The sequence below is a fragment of the Parafrankia sp. BMG5.11 genome (genome assembly GCF_004337455.1).
Genome location: NZ_SJXI01000027.1, coordinates 427,730 through 442,885, shown reverse-complemented (window position 1 = coordinate 442,885; position 15,156 = coordinate 427,730). Strand labels below are relative to the sequence as shown.

Sequence of the window (15,156 nt, the reverse complement as noted above, 5' to 3'; positions counted from 1 at the left end):
CAATCAACGTTTGCCCCGCCCCTGATGGCGGATGCTGCCGGGACGGCCTCGCTTACCCTGCGGATGCTGGCCGGCGGGCGACTTGCGCTTGTCGCGCGGCGCGAGCCGGTTGCCGCGTGGCTCAACCCGCTCGTCGCCGTCGGGCAGTTCAAACTTGAGCGCACCAGTCAGCGGGTTTGCCTCCCCCAGCCGCAGTTGCAGCCGGTCGCCTGGGGCGTAGCTGGTGCCGCTGTCGTCGCCCACCAGCCGCTGCGCACCCTCCTCCCACCGGAAATGCTCACGTCCCAGAGTGGACACCGGCACCAGCCCGTCGCCGCCCAGGCCCACGATTGTGGCGAAGAAACCAAAGCTCTGCACCCCGGTGATGCGCGTCTCGAACACCTCGCCCACGCGGCCCGCCAGCCAGGCGGCGACGTAGCGGTCGATGGTATCGCGCTCCGCTTCCATCGCGCGGCGCTCGGTCTTGCTGATCGCCTCGGAGATCTTGCCGAGATCCTCACGGTCGCGATCTGACAGGCCGCTGTGCTCGGGCAGGTGCTTGGGCGCGGGCTGCTCCAGCTTGTAGGCGTCGACCAACGCGCGGTGGACCAGCAGGTCGGCATAGCGGCGGATCGGGGAAGTGAAGTGCGCGTAGGAGCCGAGCGCGAGCCCGAAGTGCCCCATGTTGTCTGGACCGTAGTACGCCTGCGTCTGGCTGCGCAGGACGGCCTCCATCACCTGCGCCTTTTCGCTCTCGTCGCCGATGTCCTTGAGGAGGCGGTTGAACAGCCCCGGCGTGACCACCTGTCCGAGCGCGAGGGAATGGCCAAACGTCTTCATGTAATCGCGCAAGGTAATCAGTTTCTCGCGCCCCGGCTGCTCGTGGACCCGGTAGACCACCGGCGCGGTCTTGGCCTCCAGCGCCTTGGCGGCGGCGACGTTGGCGGCGATCATGAAGTCCTCCACCACGCGGTGCGCATCGAGTCGTTCGCGCACCGCGATCTCGGCGATCTTGCCTTCCGCGTCGAGACGCACCTGGCGTTCGGGCAGCTCCAGTTCCAGCGGATCGCGCGCCTGGCGGGCGGCGAACAGCAGCTTCCACGCATCCCACAGGATGGTGAGATGAGCGGGCGCGTCCCCGCCGTCGATCGCCGCCTGCGCGTCTTCGTAGGCGATGTTGTGCGCGATGCGCACCAGCGCGCGGGTGAAGCGCCATTTGGTCACCTTGCCTTCGGCCGAGATGCGCATGTGACACGCCATCGCCGCCCGGTCCTCGCCCTCCTTCAGCGAGCAGACGTCGGCGCTGAGCACTTCGGGCAGCATCGGCACGACGCGGTCGGGGAAATAGACCGAGTTGCCGCGCTTCCGCGCCTCGCGGTCAATCTGGCTGCCCGGGCGGACGTAGAAGCTGACATCGGCGATCGCGACGATCGCGTTGAAGCCGCCCTCCCCGTCAGGCTCGGCCCAGATAGCATCGTCGTGGTCGCGCGCGTCGGCCGGATCGATGGCGACGATCGGGACGGCGCGCAGGTCCTCGCGGTGGTCGGGCGACAGCGGTTCGGTCGCAGCCTGCTCGGCTTCAGCCAGCGCTTCCTCAGGGAAGATGTGCGGGATGCCGTGCTTGGCGATGGCGATCAAACTGAACGATTTCGGGGCCAGGGGATCGCCGATCACCTCGGTCACCTTGACGCCCGAGCGAGGCGACTTGCCTGCCGGCTCGGCGATCACAAGCTGACCTTCCTCTGCCCCGCCAAGATCGGCAATCGGCGAGGACGAGCGCACCCGCTTGTCCACCGGCGCGAGCCAGCCCTTGCCGCTGGCGTCGATCTCCACCACCCCCATCAATCCCTCGGTGCGGGCGGGCAGTTTTTTCATCACGTAGGCGCGGTAGCCGTTGCCCGCCTCCTCGGTGCGGGCGAGCACGCGATCGCCGATCTTCAGCGCGGGGAAGCGGTTGCCATTCTTGCCCCCTTTCTTTCCCTCGATCACCCGGATGCGCGGAGGGGGCGCGCCGTCGTCCGGGCTCCAGGCGTCGGGGATCGCGAAGGGTTCGCCGTCCTCGATCTCGGCAATGCGCAGAGTGGTGACCTTTGGCACACCGCCCATGCGGTGATAGGCTGTTTTCTTGCCGTCGATCAGGCCTTCCTGGGCCATGTCCTTGAGCAACGCCTTGAGGGCGATCTTCTCCTGACCCTGCAAGCCAAACGCCTTGGCGATCTCGCGCTTGCCGGCGATCTGGTCGCTGGTCTGGAGAAATTCGAGGATTTGCGCCCGGGTGGGCATTCCGGGCTGGCGATTACGGGTACTGCTCATCATCCCCGATATGGGGCCGCAGCTAGTCCTTGTCACCCTTGGCGCTGGCGAGCGGCCGAAACCCTCCGCCAGGCACCGCGCTGGCGACGGGGCTGCACAGTCCATCGGCCGAACAGGCGCTGACGCCGAACACCCAGTCGTCTCCGCGCACGCCTTCCAGCTTGGCGCTGGTGGCGACGATCTTGCCGATGACCGGTTCCGCGGGCCAATTCGCCTCGTCGGTGCGGCGCTGCCAGACGGAGTAGTTCGCCGCGCCCGGCACTTCGCCCCATTTTACGGTCGTGAATGTCTGCACGGCGGCCTCGGCGGTCGGCACCGGCGGGGCGGGCGTCCGCGCAAGGCGGTCAAGCATGCGAACATTGAGCGCGGTCACCTTGGCGAGGTAGGGGAAGTCCATCGCCTCGATCGTGTCCCCATACACCGTGCCGCCTTCCGTCCGCAGATCCTGGTGCTGATGCTCGTAATCTTCGACTGCCACTGAAAAGCGGATCGCGGGGTAGCCCTTGTCGAGGTACGGCAGGTGATCGCCGCCCCGCCCCATGCGATCGGCGCGCCAGATCTGGCGGACCTCCAGCACATTGTCGTCGAGCCCGGCCGCGTAACGCGACAAATTGCGGCTGGGCGAATCGTTCTCGCCCCCATCACGGCGCTGCGCGGCGCGGGTCTTGTCGTCGAGATCGGCGCGCGGTCCTTCAGAGAAAACCCGCACGTGGTCGGGGTCGCAGTACCCGTCGGAACCGCACGAATTGCCAACGATGTCGTTGTTGAGCACCGCCTTGACCTGCCACCCCTGCTCGGCCGCATAATCCGCCAGAAGCTGCCCGCCATAAAGCCCCTGCTCCTCGCCCGAGAGCAGGGCGTAGACGATCGTCACCGGATACTTGTTCTTCGACAGCAGTCGCGCGGATTCCAGCACCAGCGCCACCCCGCTGCCGTCGTCGTTCGCGCCCGGCGCGTCGGAGGTGAAGTCCATCACGTCGGTCACGCGGCTGTCGATGTGCCCCTGGACGATGACCACTTCGCCTGGCCGCTCGGTCCCGCGCTGGATCGCCACCACGTTCACCAGCCGCGTCGGGGTCGGCACCCGCGCGCCTTCCACCACGCGTTCGGGCAGGACAATGGACAGGCAGCCGCCGCACGCCTGGCTGGTCTTGCGGAACTCCGCTTCTCCCCACCGGCGGGCGGCGCCGATGCCGCGCGCGGGATTGTCCTGCTCCGACATCGTATGCCGGGTGCCGAAGCTGACCAGTTTTTCGATATCGGCCCGGAGCCGCGCTTCAGATACCGCGGCGGAGGGAGTCTGGGCGGCGGCAGGAATGGCGACCAGACCGGCTGCCAGAAGAAGGATTGTGCGCATCAGCCCTTGTTCCGCGCCCGGCGCGGCAACGCAAGCCGCAATTGCGCGATCAGAATCGGACCGGCACCTCGCCGTAGCGGTTCTGACCGGGGGTCGATCGCAGCAACCCGATCACAATCACGAGCACGATCGGCACATAGCCCAGCAGGCTCTGCCGCGCCAATTGCGCCTGCGCTTCGATTGCGCTCGCCGGATTGGACGCGCTCGACATCTGGCGCATCACCTCGACCATCTGGTCGGCGCTCGACCAGTTCTGCCATAGCGAAAACAGGTAGATCGCTCCCACGAGCGCGGCCCACAGCCCGGACTGGCCGCTGTCGTGCAACCGGCGGACGAGCGCCGCTGCCAGCAAAACGACATTCACCAGCCCCAGCACGATGCCGGCGATGATCATCGAGCGCATGGACCCCGCCATGCCCGCCATCGCCGCTGCTTGGGCTGCTGCTGGATCCCCGCCGCTCCTGGTAGCTTCCAGTGCAGTCGTCGTCGCGCTGATGGTGGCCGGCAGGCTCATCGCCAGACCGACAACGATGTTGAGGATAAACAATGCCAGGAACCAGTACCAGAAGGTCTGGCGCGCATCCCGGCCGCTGAAGTCAGCGAGATGGCTCAGGTGGTAGCGCACAGCTTGCAGCATCGGATGGCCCTCGGTTGTTTCTCAGTAAGCCCGCGCGACCAGCACGCGCTCCACGGCTGGCTCTCCGGTGAAGACGCAGGCCCCGTCAGCCGGATCACTATCGGCTGGCACGTTGCGCAAGGTCAGCTTGAGCGCCTTCAGCCGCTCGGCCACGGCATCGAGCGCCGCGCCCGTCGGCTTTGACCACTGAACCTCCACCCAGCCGGGGTTCTTCACCTCGTCGGAAAAGGCCGCCTCGATCTCGGAGAATGAATTCACTCCGCGAGTGATGCGCCGGTCACGATCGGCCTGTGCCGAGGCAAGCAACGATGCCTGCATCTCGGTCAGCATCGCCGGGATGGACTGCGCCGCGTATTCCAGCGAAGGCGCGGCGAAAGCCGGCTTGCCGTTTTCAGCCCACAATGCGTCGCGGCGCAGCAGGCTGACCTTGCCATCGGTCATGTCGCGCTGGCCGACCTCGACGATCAGAGGGGCGCCCTTGCGGACCCAGTTCCACCGTTTGGACGCCGCCTTGCCGGGCTTGATATCCAGCAGCGCGCGCACCGGCTCACCCAGCGCGGTCTGTGCCGCAATCTGGGCACGCAGTCGTTCACAATACGCGATCAACGCCGGGTCGCCATCGTCCTCGCGCAGCATCGGCACAATGACGACCTGCCAGGGGGCGATCCGCGGCGGCACCTTCAGCCCATCGTCATCGCCGTGAACCATAATCACCCCGCCGATCATCCGGGTAGACACGCCCCAGCTGGTGGTGTGCGCCAGTTGCTGGCCGCCGTCGCGGTCCTGAAACTTGATCCCGCTCGCCTGCGCGAAATTGGTGCCGAGATAATGGCTGGTGCCGGCTTGCAGCGCCTTGCCGTCCTGCATCATCCCCTCGATCGACCAGGTCTCGACCGCGCCGGGGAAGCGTTCGTTCTCGGGCTTTTCGCCCGCGATCACCGGCAGCGCGAGGTCTTCTTCGGCGCAGGCGCGATAGACTTCCAGCATGCGCAGCGTGTGTTCCTTCGCCTCGGCCGCGGATTCGTGGGCGGTGTGGCCCTCCTGCCAAAGGAACTCGCTCGTGCGCAGGAACATGCGGGTGCGCATTTCCCACCGCACCACGTTGGCCCACTGGTTGAGCTTCAGCGGCAGGTCGCGCCACGACTGGACCCAACGCGCCATCGCGTCGCCGATTATCGTTTCCGACGTCGGGCGGACAACCAGCGGCTCTTCCAGCTTGGCTTCGGGATCGGGTACCAGTCCGCCCTTGCCGTCGGCGATCAACCGGTGGTGCGTGACCACCGCCATCTCCTTGGCAAACCCCTCGACGTGCTCCGCCTCGCGTTCGAAGTTCTTGAGAGGGATGAATAAGGGGAAGTACGCGTTGTCGTGGCCGGTCGCCTTGATCCGGTCATCGAGCAGGCGCTGGATACGCTCCCAGATGCCATAACCCCACGGCTTGATCACCATGCACCCGCGCACACCCGATTCCTCGGCCATATCGGCGGCGGAAATCACCTCCTGATACCACTGGGCGAAATCGTCGGCGCGCTTGATCGAAAGGGCGTGGCGGATCTGGGACACGGGATGGGTACTTTCAGGAACGGACGGGTCGCGGGCGCCTAGCGGCGGGGGCGGCTATTTGCCAAGCTCATCAAGCTTCTTCTGCATCGCGGCCATCTGCGCGCGCAGTTCGTCCAGCTCGTCCGCCCTGGGCGGAGCAGGTTCTGCTTCGTTCGTCGCTTCGGGCTTGCGCGGCATCAGCGCGTCGGCGGCGGCCCGCATCATCGCCATATTGGTCTCGGCCATCTTGGCAAAGGGGTTGGATCCCGCGCGAGCGTGCAGCGCCTCGGCCACCTTGGCCTGGTTGTCGCGGAAATTGCTCATCATCGCATCAAGGTAGGCTGGCATCATCGACTGCATCGAATTGCCATACATGCCGATCAACTGGCGCAGGAAGCTGATCGGCAGCATCTGCTCGCCTCCGCTCGACTCCTCCTCCATGATGATCTGGGTCAGGATAGTATGGGTGAGGTCTTCGCCCGACTTCGCATCAAGCACCCTGAAATCGACCCCTTCGCGGGTCATGCGCGCCAGATCTTCCAACGTGATATAGCTGGACGACGCGGTGTTGTAGAGCCGCCGGTTGGCGTATTTCTTGATGATGGTCGCACCGTCCGCGCTATCGTTCCGCTTGGCCATCGTCTGAAATCCTTCGCTGCTGCAAGAGTTGCTTAGCACTTGCAGCATTGAAGCTTCAATAATGCTGCGCTCGTTGTGCGCAGCAATTCAAGAGCGGTACCGCTGGCCGAGGGTTGTCAGCAGCTCGTATTGCGACAGACCCGAACGTTCCGAGGCGGCGGGAAGATCATACGGGACGTCAACCCACTCGCCCTCGCGTACACCCGGAGCGGCGGCGAGATCGACCACCACCATGTCCATCGACACCTTGCCAAGCAGGGGCAACTTAGCGCCTTCGTAGCGCAAATAGCCGCGAGCGCCCCAGCAGCGCAGGAAGCCGTCGGCATAACCCAACGACACCACTCCGACGCGCATCGGCCGGCTGGCAACAAATGCCGCGTTATAGCCGACGCCTTCGCCAGCCTCGATCTCGCGAACCTGCAGGATCGCCGCGCGCGGATATGCCACCTGGCGGATCGCAGCGTCCAGCTCGGCGCGCGGAACACCGCCGTAAAGCGCCAGCCCGGGCCGCGTCACATCGAACGCGTAAGCATCACCCAGGCCGATACCGGCGCTGTTGGCCAGGCTGCGGCGGCGGGCCGGTACCGCGGCGCTTACGTCACGAAAGCGGGCGAGTTGCTCAGCGTTTTGCGGCACGTCCTCATCGGCCGAGGCCAGGTGCGACATCAGCGTATCGACCGCCAGCCTGGCGACCAGCGGATCGCCCAGGTCGCTCAGCGCCAGCCCCAGACGGTTGATGCCGGTGTCGACCATCAGGTCGCACGGGCCCCCGCCCGTGTTCACCCAGCGCGCGGCCTGCGCCAGACTGTTGAGCACGGGACGCACGCCAGTCTCGCGCGCGAACCGGCAGTCGGCCTCGCTCATCGGCCCGTGCAGGACTGCAATCCGGTCTGCGGGAACATACGCCAGGACGGCAGGCACCTCGCTCCAATGCGCGACCAGGAAATCGCGCGCGCCGGCCTGCGCCAGAACTGGCACGACGTTGCCGACTCCCAGGCCATAGGCGTCCGCCTTGACCGCCGCACCCGCCCGCGCGGCGCCCGACAGGCGGTCGAGTGACCGCCAGTTGTCCGCCAGCGCCGCGGTATCGAGATCGAGCCGCAGGCTGGGCGGCGGAAGCAATGTCATGGGCGGTTCGGCGCCACCGGCGGGTTATCGGTCGAAGCTTCGAAATCGCGCGGCTTGCCACCGGGAATGCCCCACCACGCGACCAGCAACCCGAACGCCACCACACCCCAAGTGTACCAGAGCCCGGCATAGGCGTTGCCGGTGGTGGCGACGATGTAGCTTGCGATCAGGGGAAGGAACCCGCCGAGATAACCTGCACCGATGTGGTAAGGGATCGACATGGAGCTGTAACGAATTTGCGGCGGAAACATCTCTGCCAGCAGGGCCGCTACTGAGCCGTAGGTGAGCGCCGACAAGAGCCCCAGCCCGCACAGCAGCGCGATGATACCAAGTATGCTGGCAAGCGGCGGCGTCTGCTTGGCAAAGTCATAACCCTGCTGCTCCAGCAGGCTCTGGACCGCCGCTTTCTGCGCGGTGTCGTCGGCTGCGCCGAACGCGGCGAGTTCGGTCCGGGCATCGCCTACTGAAAGCCGAGCGCTGCCGTAAGGATCGGCCACATCGTATGCGACCCCCAGTGCGGTGAGATCGGCCAGCAGACGGCCACACTCGGTTGCCTGCTTGCTGGCGAACGGATCGTAGGTGCATCCCTCGCCCGACACGACCACCGGCGCACGTTCGGCGCTGGCCGACAAGCCGGGATTGGCAAGCGCCCCGATGCCCCAAAACAGAGGGAACAGAAGCACCAGGCTAGCCGCCGCGCCGACAATGATCGGGGTCTTGCGCCCGATGCGGTCTGACCATCGGCCAACCAGGAGATAGAACACCATCGAGATGCCGGCAGAAATTAGCATGACCATTTCCACGGTCGTGTCGTCCACTCGCATCGGGCCGCGCAGGAAGCTCATCCCGGAAAAGAACGCGGTGTACCAGATCGTTGTGAGCACCCCGGTGATGCCGAACAAGGCCACGAAAATGCGCTTCTTGTTACCAGGGTAGGTGAAGCTTTCCACGAACGGGTTCTTCACCATCTCGCCCGATGCCTTCATCGCCTGGAAAACGGGGCTTTCCGACAGCTTCAGACGCATCCACAAGCTGATGCCCAGCAGGATCAGGCTAAGCAGAAACGGCACACGCCAGCCCCAGGCAGCGAACTCGTCCTCAGGGATTAAGGCGCGGCAGGCGACGACCACGACGATCGACAACACGAACCCACCGACCACGCTCGCTTGAATAAACGAGGTGTAGAACCCCCGCTTTTCTGGCGGGGCGTGTTCCGCGACATAGACCGCCGCTCCGCCGTACTCCCCGCCCAGCGCAAGCCCTTGGAGAATCCGCAGGAAGATCACGATCGCCGGCGCCGCCACCCCGATAACAGCGGCTTCGGGGATCAGCCCCACGCCCGCGGTGGCAACGCCCATCAGAGTGACGGTGACCAGGAACGTGTACTTGCGCCCTAACCGGTCGCCCAAGTACCCGAACAGGATCGCACCGAGCGGCCGGAACCCGAATCCGACCGCAAACCCGGCCCACACCAGCAACAACTGCAGCGTTTCGTTGTCCGCCGGGAAGAACGCCTTGCCGATCAGCGCGGCGAGCGTCCCGTAGATGAAGAAATCATACCATTCGAACACGGTCCCGGCGGACGATGCAGCGATCACCAGGCGAATTTCGCGCGCGCTCGGTTCCGGCGCGGCGGTGACGGCAGTAGCGCTCATGACGGCAGCCTTGCTCCCCTTCCCTCAAGGTGACGCGCTCTAGCTGTCCGCAGTTTCCTTGGGAAGCGCGGCCAGCGCGGCGTTCCACGCCAACGGAATGGCTCCGTGCCGTCCGGGATAATCGATCGCAGGCGCCAGCGCCTCGATCCCGGGCCAGACAGGCGGCGGACCCTGACTGGCCAGCCAGCCCATGATCGCGTCGCGCGCCGCCTCGATCTCGCCGCGTGTGCGCCCGGCGGCATGCGCGACGAAGATCGCCGCGGCGGCTTGCCCGACGGCGCAGGCAGTGACGCGCAGGCCAGGGGCGCTGATCTGACCTCCATGCACGGTGCCAGAAAAAGCGACCCGGCCGCCGCATGTCGGAGAGCGGGCCTCACCGGTGCAACCGGAAGCCCGATCGAACGGGAACCGCGCCAGCGAAACCGCCAGCTTCAGCAATTCGGGTGTGTAAAGCACCGACCCGGGCCGAGCGGTCATCGGCTCTGGTCGCGGATCACGGAATCGCTGTTGGCAACGGACTCGTTGCGGTTCTCGATCATCTTGACCAGCGCATCGGCGCTGGCGTTGATCAGCGGATACGTGCGCGCCTGCTTGATCCAGTCGGGACGACCCGCGATGCCCCAGGCTGCATCGTAGCCGAGCACCAGCAGCGCAAAGCCACAGGTCACGACGACCGCCCCCTTGATCGCGCCGAACCCGAAGCCGAGCACCCGATCGATCGGACCGAGCATCGATGCGCGAGAGCTTTCGCCCAGCCGACCCGCGATCAGCTTCATGCCCGCGTACGGGATCAACAGCAGCATGGCGAAGGCCAGGGTCGCCGCCCCGGTTGGGTTGCCGATCTTGGGCACCAGCCAATCATACAGCGGCGTGTGAAGGTTGTGGATTGCGAGGATCGCGACCGCCCAGGCGACCAGCGACAGCACTTCCTGCACGAAACCGCGCATGAAGCCGCCTACCGCCGCTACCGCAACGATCAGCAGTACGATGATGTCGAAACCCGTCATACGATCTTCGGAACGACTATGCCTCTGCCACGACCCGGTCAACGAGATTGCCCAGCCGCCGTAGCCCGCGATAGTTAAGTCCGGATGAACCCGGCTCGACATCGGCCGGCCCGAAACCAAGGTTGAAACCCAGCTTTGCCGCTTCGCGCAAGCGCAGCCCGGCGTGTGACACCGGGCGTATTTCACCCGCCAGCGACACCTCGCCGAACCACACGGCGTGGGTCGCCAGCGGCTTGTCCGCCAGCGCGGAAACCAGCGCGGCGGCCACTGCAAGGTCGGCGGCTGGGTCCGACAGGCGATAGCCGCCCGCGACGTTCAGATAGACCTCGGCCGAGCTGAAATTCAGCCCGCAGCGCGATTCCAGCACCGCCAGCAGCATCGCCAGCCGCCCCGTGTCCCAGCCCACGACCGCGCGACGCGGGGTAGCGCCCGATTGCAGGCGCACGATCAGCGCCTGGATCTCCACCAGCACCGGCCGGGTACCCTCCAGGGCGGGGAACACCGCGCTGCCCGCCAGCGGTTCGTCGCGCCCGGTAAGGAACAGCAGCGACGGGTTGGCGACTTCTTCCAGCCCCGCCCCTGCCATCGCGAAAACGCCGATCTCGTCGATCGCGCCGAACCGGTTCTTAAGCGCGCGAAGGATGCGGTACTGGTGGCTGCGCTCCCCTTCGAAGCTCATCACCACATCGACCATGTGTTCAAGCACGCGGGGCCCGGCGATCGACCCGTCCTTGGTCACGTGGCCGACCAGTACCAGCGCAACGCCATTCTCCTTGGCGTAGCGGATCAGCTCGAACGCGCACCCGCGAACCTGGCTGACCGTCCCCGGCGCCCCCTCGATCGTGTCGGAGTGCATCGTCTGGATCGAATCGATCACCAGCAGCGCAGGCGGTGCCGACTGCCCCAGGGTGGTGAGGATATCGCGCACCCCGGTGGCCGACGCGAGCTTGATCGGCGCGTCCGACAAGCCCAGCCGCCCCGCACGCATACGGACCTGCCCCGCGGCCTCTTCTCCGCTGACATAGACCACGCCAGCGCCCGTTCGGGCCACCGCTCCGGCCGATTGCAGCAACAGGGTCGACTTGCCGATCCCCGGATCGCCGCCCATCAGGATGGCGGAACCGGGCACCAGCCCGCCGCCCAGCGCACGGTCGAACTCGGCCAGACCGGTGGGCAGCCGCACCAGCGGCTCCGTCGGCGCATTGAGCGCCTCGAACTTGATCGCGCGCCCGCCCGCCGACAGGTCGTGCTTCAGCGAATACACGGTGGCGGGCGCATCCTCGACCAGAGTGTTCCACTCCGAGCAATCGGCGCACTGCCCCTGCCAGCGGCTGCTGACCGAACCGCAGGCCTGACATACGTATCGCCGCTTCGCCTTGACCATGCGGGTTCGCCTAACGGGAACATTGGTGGAACGCAATTGCCAAGGGCGACGCGACACGGCAAGGCCCGCACATGCGTCAGAAGGAACTCCGCATCGCGCTGATCTGCTATGGCGGGGTCAGCCTGGCGGTGTACATGCACGGGGTCACCAAGGAACTGTGGCACTTGGCCCGCGCCAGCCGCGACTATCATGGCGACGGGCCGGAACGGGGCGGAGTCAGCGCGGTCTACCGCGATCTCCTGACCACCATCGAAAGCCGCCACGGCCTGCGCCTGCGGGTGCTGCCGGACATTGTCACGGGGGCGAGCGCCGGCGGCATCAACGCGGTGTTCCTCGCGCAGGCGATCCATTCAGGCCACAGCCTGGAACCGCTGACCGAGCTGTGGCTGGCCAACGCCGATGTCGAACGCCTGCTCGATCCCGATGCCCGGCCATGGTCATGGGCGGCCAAGCTGTGGGCGATGCCGCTCGTCTGGTGGTTGCTGCGCCGGCCAGGCAACGTGGTCAGCGAAAGCGTGGCGCCGGAAACCCGGGCCGAGGTGCGGCGCAAGGTATCCCACCTCGTGCGCAGCCGATGGTTCGAACCGCCCTTCTCGGGCGACGGATTTTCGGCGTTGCTGTTCGATGCGCTAATGGAGGTGAACGCAGGCCACCCGGATACGCCCCTGCTGCCGCCCGGACACCCGCTGGACCTGATGGTGACCGCCACCGACTTCCGTGGGTTCCTGTCGCTCCTGCGCCTGAACAGCCCGCCGACCGTCGAGGAGAGCGAGCACCGGATGCCCATCGCCTTTCGCAGCAAGACTCCGCCCGGCGGAGGCGAGAACGTGGCCGAGCCGCTTGAACTGACGATGGCGGCACGCGCCACTGCGAGCTTCCCCGGCGCCTTCCCTCCGCTGCGGCTGGAAGAGATCGACCGGCTCGCGGCGGCGCGCGGGCGGCAGTGGAATGGGCGTGGCGCGTTTCTGGACCGGATCATGCCCGTGCACGTGCGCCAGGGCAGCGAGGCGCATGTATCGCTGATCGACGGGTCGGTGCTGATCAACGCCCCGTTCGCCGCCGCCCGCGGCGCGCTGACGTCGCGCCCGGCCCAGCGCGAAGTGGACCGGCGGTTTGTCTATATTGATCCCCGCCCCGACCGGTTCGGTTCATTGGAACAATCGATCGATCGGCCGGTGGGCTTTTTCGGGGCGATCTTCGGCTCGTTGTCGACCATTCCGCGCGAACAGCCGATCCGCGACAACCTGGAGGCGCTCGAGCGCCAGTCACGCGAGGCGGTGCGGTTGGCTCGCATCGTCAAGGCATTGCGCCCGGAAGTCGAAGGCGCGGTTGACAAGCTGTTCGGCATGACCCTGTTCCTCGATCGCCCCACACCCAAACGCCTCGCCGCCTGGCGCACCAAGGCGCAGCAGGCCGCCGCCGACCGCGCCGGATATGCCTTCCAGGCTTATGCGCAGACCAAGGTGGCCGGGATCATCGACACCCTCGCGCAAGTGGTGCTGGCGGCCGCACCTGCCCTGCTGCTGCCCGATGCGGAGCCGATCGCGCTCCGGCTGCGGCGTGAACTCGACGAACGGGGGCTGTTCTCCCTGGCGGACGGAGGAGGAGGGCTGAGCGAAGCAGCGGTGGCGTTCCTGCGCGCGCACGATCTCGCATTCCGGATCCGCCGCCTGCGCCTGATTGCGCGGCGCCTGTCGATCGACTGGGAAGCGGACGAGACCATCCCGGACACCGCGCTGGAGGCGGCGCGAGAGGCGATCTACGACATCCTCGCGCTCTACTTCGCGCAGGAAAGCGGCACCAACCTTGGCGACGACTTCGCGGTTCTGGCGGGCAAGGTGATGAGCGATCCGGGCGCCGTCCTCGATGCGCTAGCCGCGCGGCGGCTGCTGCCCGAGGTCGACGCCGAGGCGGAGGAGCGGCTTGCCGCGGCGCTCGACGAGATGCCTAAGGAGCTTCGCCGGCGGGTGTTGCTCACCTACCTTGGGTTCCCGTTCTACGATGCCGCGACGCTGCCGTTGTTGCAGAACGAAGGCCTCACCGAATTCGACGCGGTCAAGGTCGATCGGATCAGTCCGGAAGACGCCCGATCGATCCGCGCTGGCGGCACGAAGGCCACCCTACGCGGGACCGAGTTCTACAATTTCGGTGCGTTCTTCAGCCGCGCCTATCGTGAGAACGATTACCTGTGGGGTCGGCTGCACGGAGCGGAACGCATGATCGATCTGGTCGCCTCGACCGTAGAGAACTTCAGCGATGGCGAACTGGCTGCGTTCAAGCAGCGCGCGTTCCTCGCGGTGCTGGACGAGGAAGATGGCCGCCTCACCGCCGACCCCGGCTTGATCGCCCGCATCAGGAGTGAGGTGCTGGCCGCTTAGCCCCCAAACGCGTTCTTCAGCTTATCGAAGAAACCGCGGCTCTCGGGACACTCGTCACCCGTCTCGGTATCCCGGAACTGCTGGAGCAGGTCGCGCTGGGCCTTGGTCAGCTTGGTCGGGGTCTCGACGGCAATCTCGACTACCAGGTCGCCCCTGCCGCGGCCCTGCAACACCGGCATGCCTGCTCCGCGCACTCGCAGCTGCTTGCCTGACTGGATCCCCGCGGGAACCGAAACCTGGTGCGTTTCGCCGCCAAGATCGGGAATCTCAAGCGTGTCGCCAAGCGCCGCGCTGGTGAAGCTGATCGGGCAGCGGGTGAGCAAGGTCGTGCCTTCGCGCTGGAATACCGCGTGAGGCCGGACATGGACAAAGATGTACAGGTCGCCCGGAGGCGCGCCACGCGGTCCCGCCTCGCCCTTGCCGGCGAGCCTAATGCGGGTGCCGGTATCGACCCCGGGAGGGACATTCACTTCCAGCTTTTGCGGCAGGTCGATGCGCCCTTCACCGCTGCACGAGCGACAAGGACTCTCGATCACCTCGCCGGCCCCGTGGCAATTGGGGCACGGGCGCTCGACCACGAAAAAGCCCTGCTTGGCGCGGACCTTGCCGTGCCCGGAACACAGGTTGCAGCGCCGGGCCCCGGTGCCGGGAGTGGCGCCTGACCCGTGGCAGCTATCGCAGGACTGGCTGACCTCGATCTCGATCTCGCGGCTTTCGCCGTGAAACGCCTGATCGAGAGTGATCTCCATGTCGTAGCGCAAGTCCGCACCGCGCCGGGCCTGGGTACGCCCTCCACCGCCAAAGGCGCTGCCGAAGATCGTCTCGAAAATGTCGCCGATGTCGCCGAAATCCTGCCCGTGGCCGGCGCCCCCGCCCATGCCGCCCTGAAAGGCAGCGTGACCGTACCGGTCGTAGGCAGCGCGCTTCTGCGGGTCCTTCAGGCACTCGTACGCGGCCGAAACGGCCTTGAACTTGTCCTCGTTATCCTTGCACCCGGCATTACGGTCGGGATGGAACTGCATCGCCAGCTTGCGGTAGGCGCTCTTGATCGTGGCGCCGTCAGCGTCGCGGGCGACTCCGAGCACCTCGTAGAAATCGATTTCAGCGGTCGACATGGACTGGCCCCGAACTCAGCCG

The 15,156-nt window shown here is 66.4% G+C and carries 12 protein-coding genes; 1 reads left to right on the top strand and 11 read right to left on the bottom strand.

Annotation, left to right across the window (positions count from 1 at the left end):
• Window positions 1-3 precede the first annotated feature (3 nt).
• From E0504_RS20160 to radA, 10 genes are all read right to left on the bottom strand, one after another.
• Entirely contained in the window at window positions 4-2,262 is a 2,259-nt protein-coding gene (locus E0504_RS20160) for a ribonuclease R family protein (RefSeq protein ID WP_131625720.1), read from the bottom strand.
• 52 nt (window positions 2,263-2,314) lie between these two features.
• Window positions 2,315-3,649 (bottom strand): M28 family peptidase, encoded by a 1,335-nt coding sequence (locus E0504_RS20155; protein ID WP_131625511.1) that lies wholly within the window; start codon window positions 3,647-3,649, stop codon window positions 2,315-2,317.
• A gap of 49 nt (window positions 3,650-3,698) precedes the next feature.
• Window positions 3,699-4,286 carry a DUF805 domain-containing protein gene (locus E0504_RS20150; RefSeq protein ID WP_131625510.1) on the bottom strand — a complete coding sequence of 196 codons (588 nt, stop codon included), beginning with the start codon at window positions 4,284-4,286 and terminating at the stop codon, window positions 3,699-3,701.
• Window positions 4,287-4,307: 21 nt separating this feature from the next.
• Window positions 4,308-5,849, bottom strand: coding sequence for a proline--tRNA ligase (proS, locus tag E0504_RS20145; RefSeq protein WP_131625509.1), 1,542 nt, complete (start codon window positions 5,847-5,849; stop codon window positions 4,308-4,310).
• A 54-nt stretch (window positions 5,850-5,903) separates the two neighbouring features.
• Complete coding sequence (gene phaR / locus E0504_RS20140) at window positions 5,904-6,467, bottom strand: polyhydroxyalkanoate synthesis repressor PhaR (protein ID WP_131625508.1); 564 nt, start codon at window positions 6,465-6,467, stop codon at window positions 5,904-5,906.
• A gap of 87 nt (window positions 6,468-6,554) precedes the next feature.
• Window positions 6,555-7,595, bottom strand: coding sequence for an alanine racemase (gene alr, locus E0504_RS20135; protein ID WP_131625507.1), 1,041 nt, complete (start codon window positions 7,593-7,595; stop codon window positions 6,555-6,557).
• A complete protein-coding gene (locus E0504_RS20130) occupies window positions 7,592-9,250 on the bottom strand; it encodes an MFS transporter (RefSeq protein ID WP_131625506.1) in 1,659 nt (552 codons plus the stop codon). The genes alr and E0504_RS20130 overlap by 4 nt, the downstream gene beginning before the upstream one ends.
• Window positions 9,251-9,289: 39 nt before the next feature.
• Window positions 9,290-9,727: an iron-sulfur cluster assembly scaffold protein gene (locus E0504_RS20125; RefSeq protein ID WP_131625505.1), complete on the bottom strand. Its 438-nt coding sequence runs from the start codon at window positions 9,725-9,727 to the stop codon at window positions 9,290-9,292.
• Window positions 9,724-10,257 carry a CvpA family protein gene (locus E0504_RS20120; RefSeq protein ID WP_131625504.1) on the bottom strand — a complete coding sequence of 178 codons (534 nt, stop codon included), beginning with the start codon at window positions 10,255-10,257 and terminating at the stop codon, window positions 9,724-9,726. Before E0504_RS20120 ends, E0504_RS20125 begins: the two co-directional genes overlap by 4 nt.
• Before the next feature lie 16 nt (window positions 10,258-10,273).
• Window positions 10,274-11,641 (bottom strand): DNA repair protein RadA, encoded by a 1,368-nt coding sequence (gene radA, locus E0504_RS20115; RefSeq protein WP_131625503.1) that lies wholly within the window; start codon window positions 11,639-11,641, stop codon window positions 10,274-10,276.
• Window positions 11,642-11,712: 71 nt separating this feature from the next.
• Here radA and E0504_RS20110 point away from each other — a divergent pair, with 71 nt between their 5' ends.
• A complete protein-coding gene (locus E0504_RS20110; RefSeq protein ID WP_131625502.1) occupies window positions 11,713-14,019 on the top strand; it encodes a patatin-like protein in 2,307 nt (768 codons plus the stop codon).
• On the opposite strand, the gene dnaJ is transcribed toward E0504_RS20110, so the two are convergent.
• Complete coding sequence (dnaJ, locus tag E0504_RS20105) at window positions 14,016-15,134, bottom strand: molecular chaperone DnaJ (RefSeq protein ID WP_131625501.1); 1,119 nt, start codon at window positions 15,132-15,134, stop codon at window positions 14,016-14,018. The genes E0504_RS20110 and dnaJ overlap by 4 nt on opposite strands.
• Between the last annotated feature and the right edge of the window lie 22 nt (window positions 15,135-15,156).

What these genes read in the sequence shown, in the direction of transcription:
- E0504_RS20155 (WP_131625511.1), bottom strand. Translation starts at nt 3,649, where the DNA reads ATGCGCACAATCCTTCTTCTGGCAGCCGGTCTGGTCGCCATTCCTGCC.
- dnaJ (WP_131625501.1), bottom strand. Translation starts at nt 15,134, where the DNA reads ATGTCGACCGCTGAAATCGATTTCTACGAGGTGCTCGGAGTCGCCCGC.
- radA (WP_131625503.1), bottom strand. Translation starts at nt 11,641, where the DNA reads ATGGTCAAGGCGAAGCGGCGATACGTATGTCAGGCCTGCGGTTCGGTC.
- alr (WP_131625507.1), bottom strand. Translation starts at nt 7,595, where the DNA reads ATGACATTGCTTCCGCCGCCCAGCCTGCGGCTCGATCTCGATACCGCG.
- E0504_RS20120 (WP_131625504.1), bottom strand. Translation starts at nt 10,257, where the DNA reads ATGACGGGTTTCGACATCATCGTACTGCTGATCGTTGCGGTAGCGGCG.
- E0504_RS20110 (WP_131625502.1), top strand. Translation starts at nt 11,713, where the DNA reads ATGCGTCAGAAGGAACTCCGCATCGCGCTGATCTGCTATGGCGGGGTC.
- phaR (WP_131625508.1), bottom strand. Translation starts at nt 6,467, where the DNA reads ATGGCCAAGCGGAACGATAGCGCGGACGGTGCGACCATCATCAAGAAA.
- E0504_RS20130 (WP_131625506.1), bottom strand. Translation starts at nt 9,250, where the DNA reads ATGAGCGCTACTGCCGTCACCGCCGCGCCGGAACCGAGCGCGCGCGAA.
- E0504_RS20160 (WP_131625720.1), bottom strand. Translation starts at nt 2,262, where the DNA reads ATGCCCACCCGGGCGCAAATCCTCGAATTTCTCCAGACCAGCGACCAG.
- E0504_RS20125 (WP_131625505.1), bottom strand. Translation starts at nt 9,727, where the DNA reads ATGACCGCTCGGCCCGGGTCGGTGCTTTACACACCCGAATTGCTGAAG.
- E0504_RS20150 (WP_131625510.1), bottom strand. Translation starts at nt 4,286, where the DNA reads ATGCTGCAAGCTGTGCGCTACCACCTGAGCCATCTCGCTGACTTCAGC.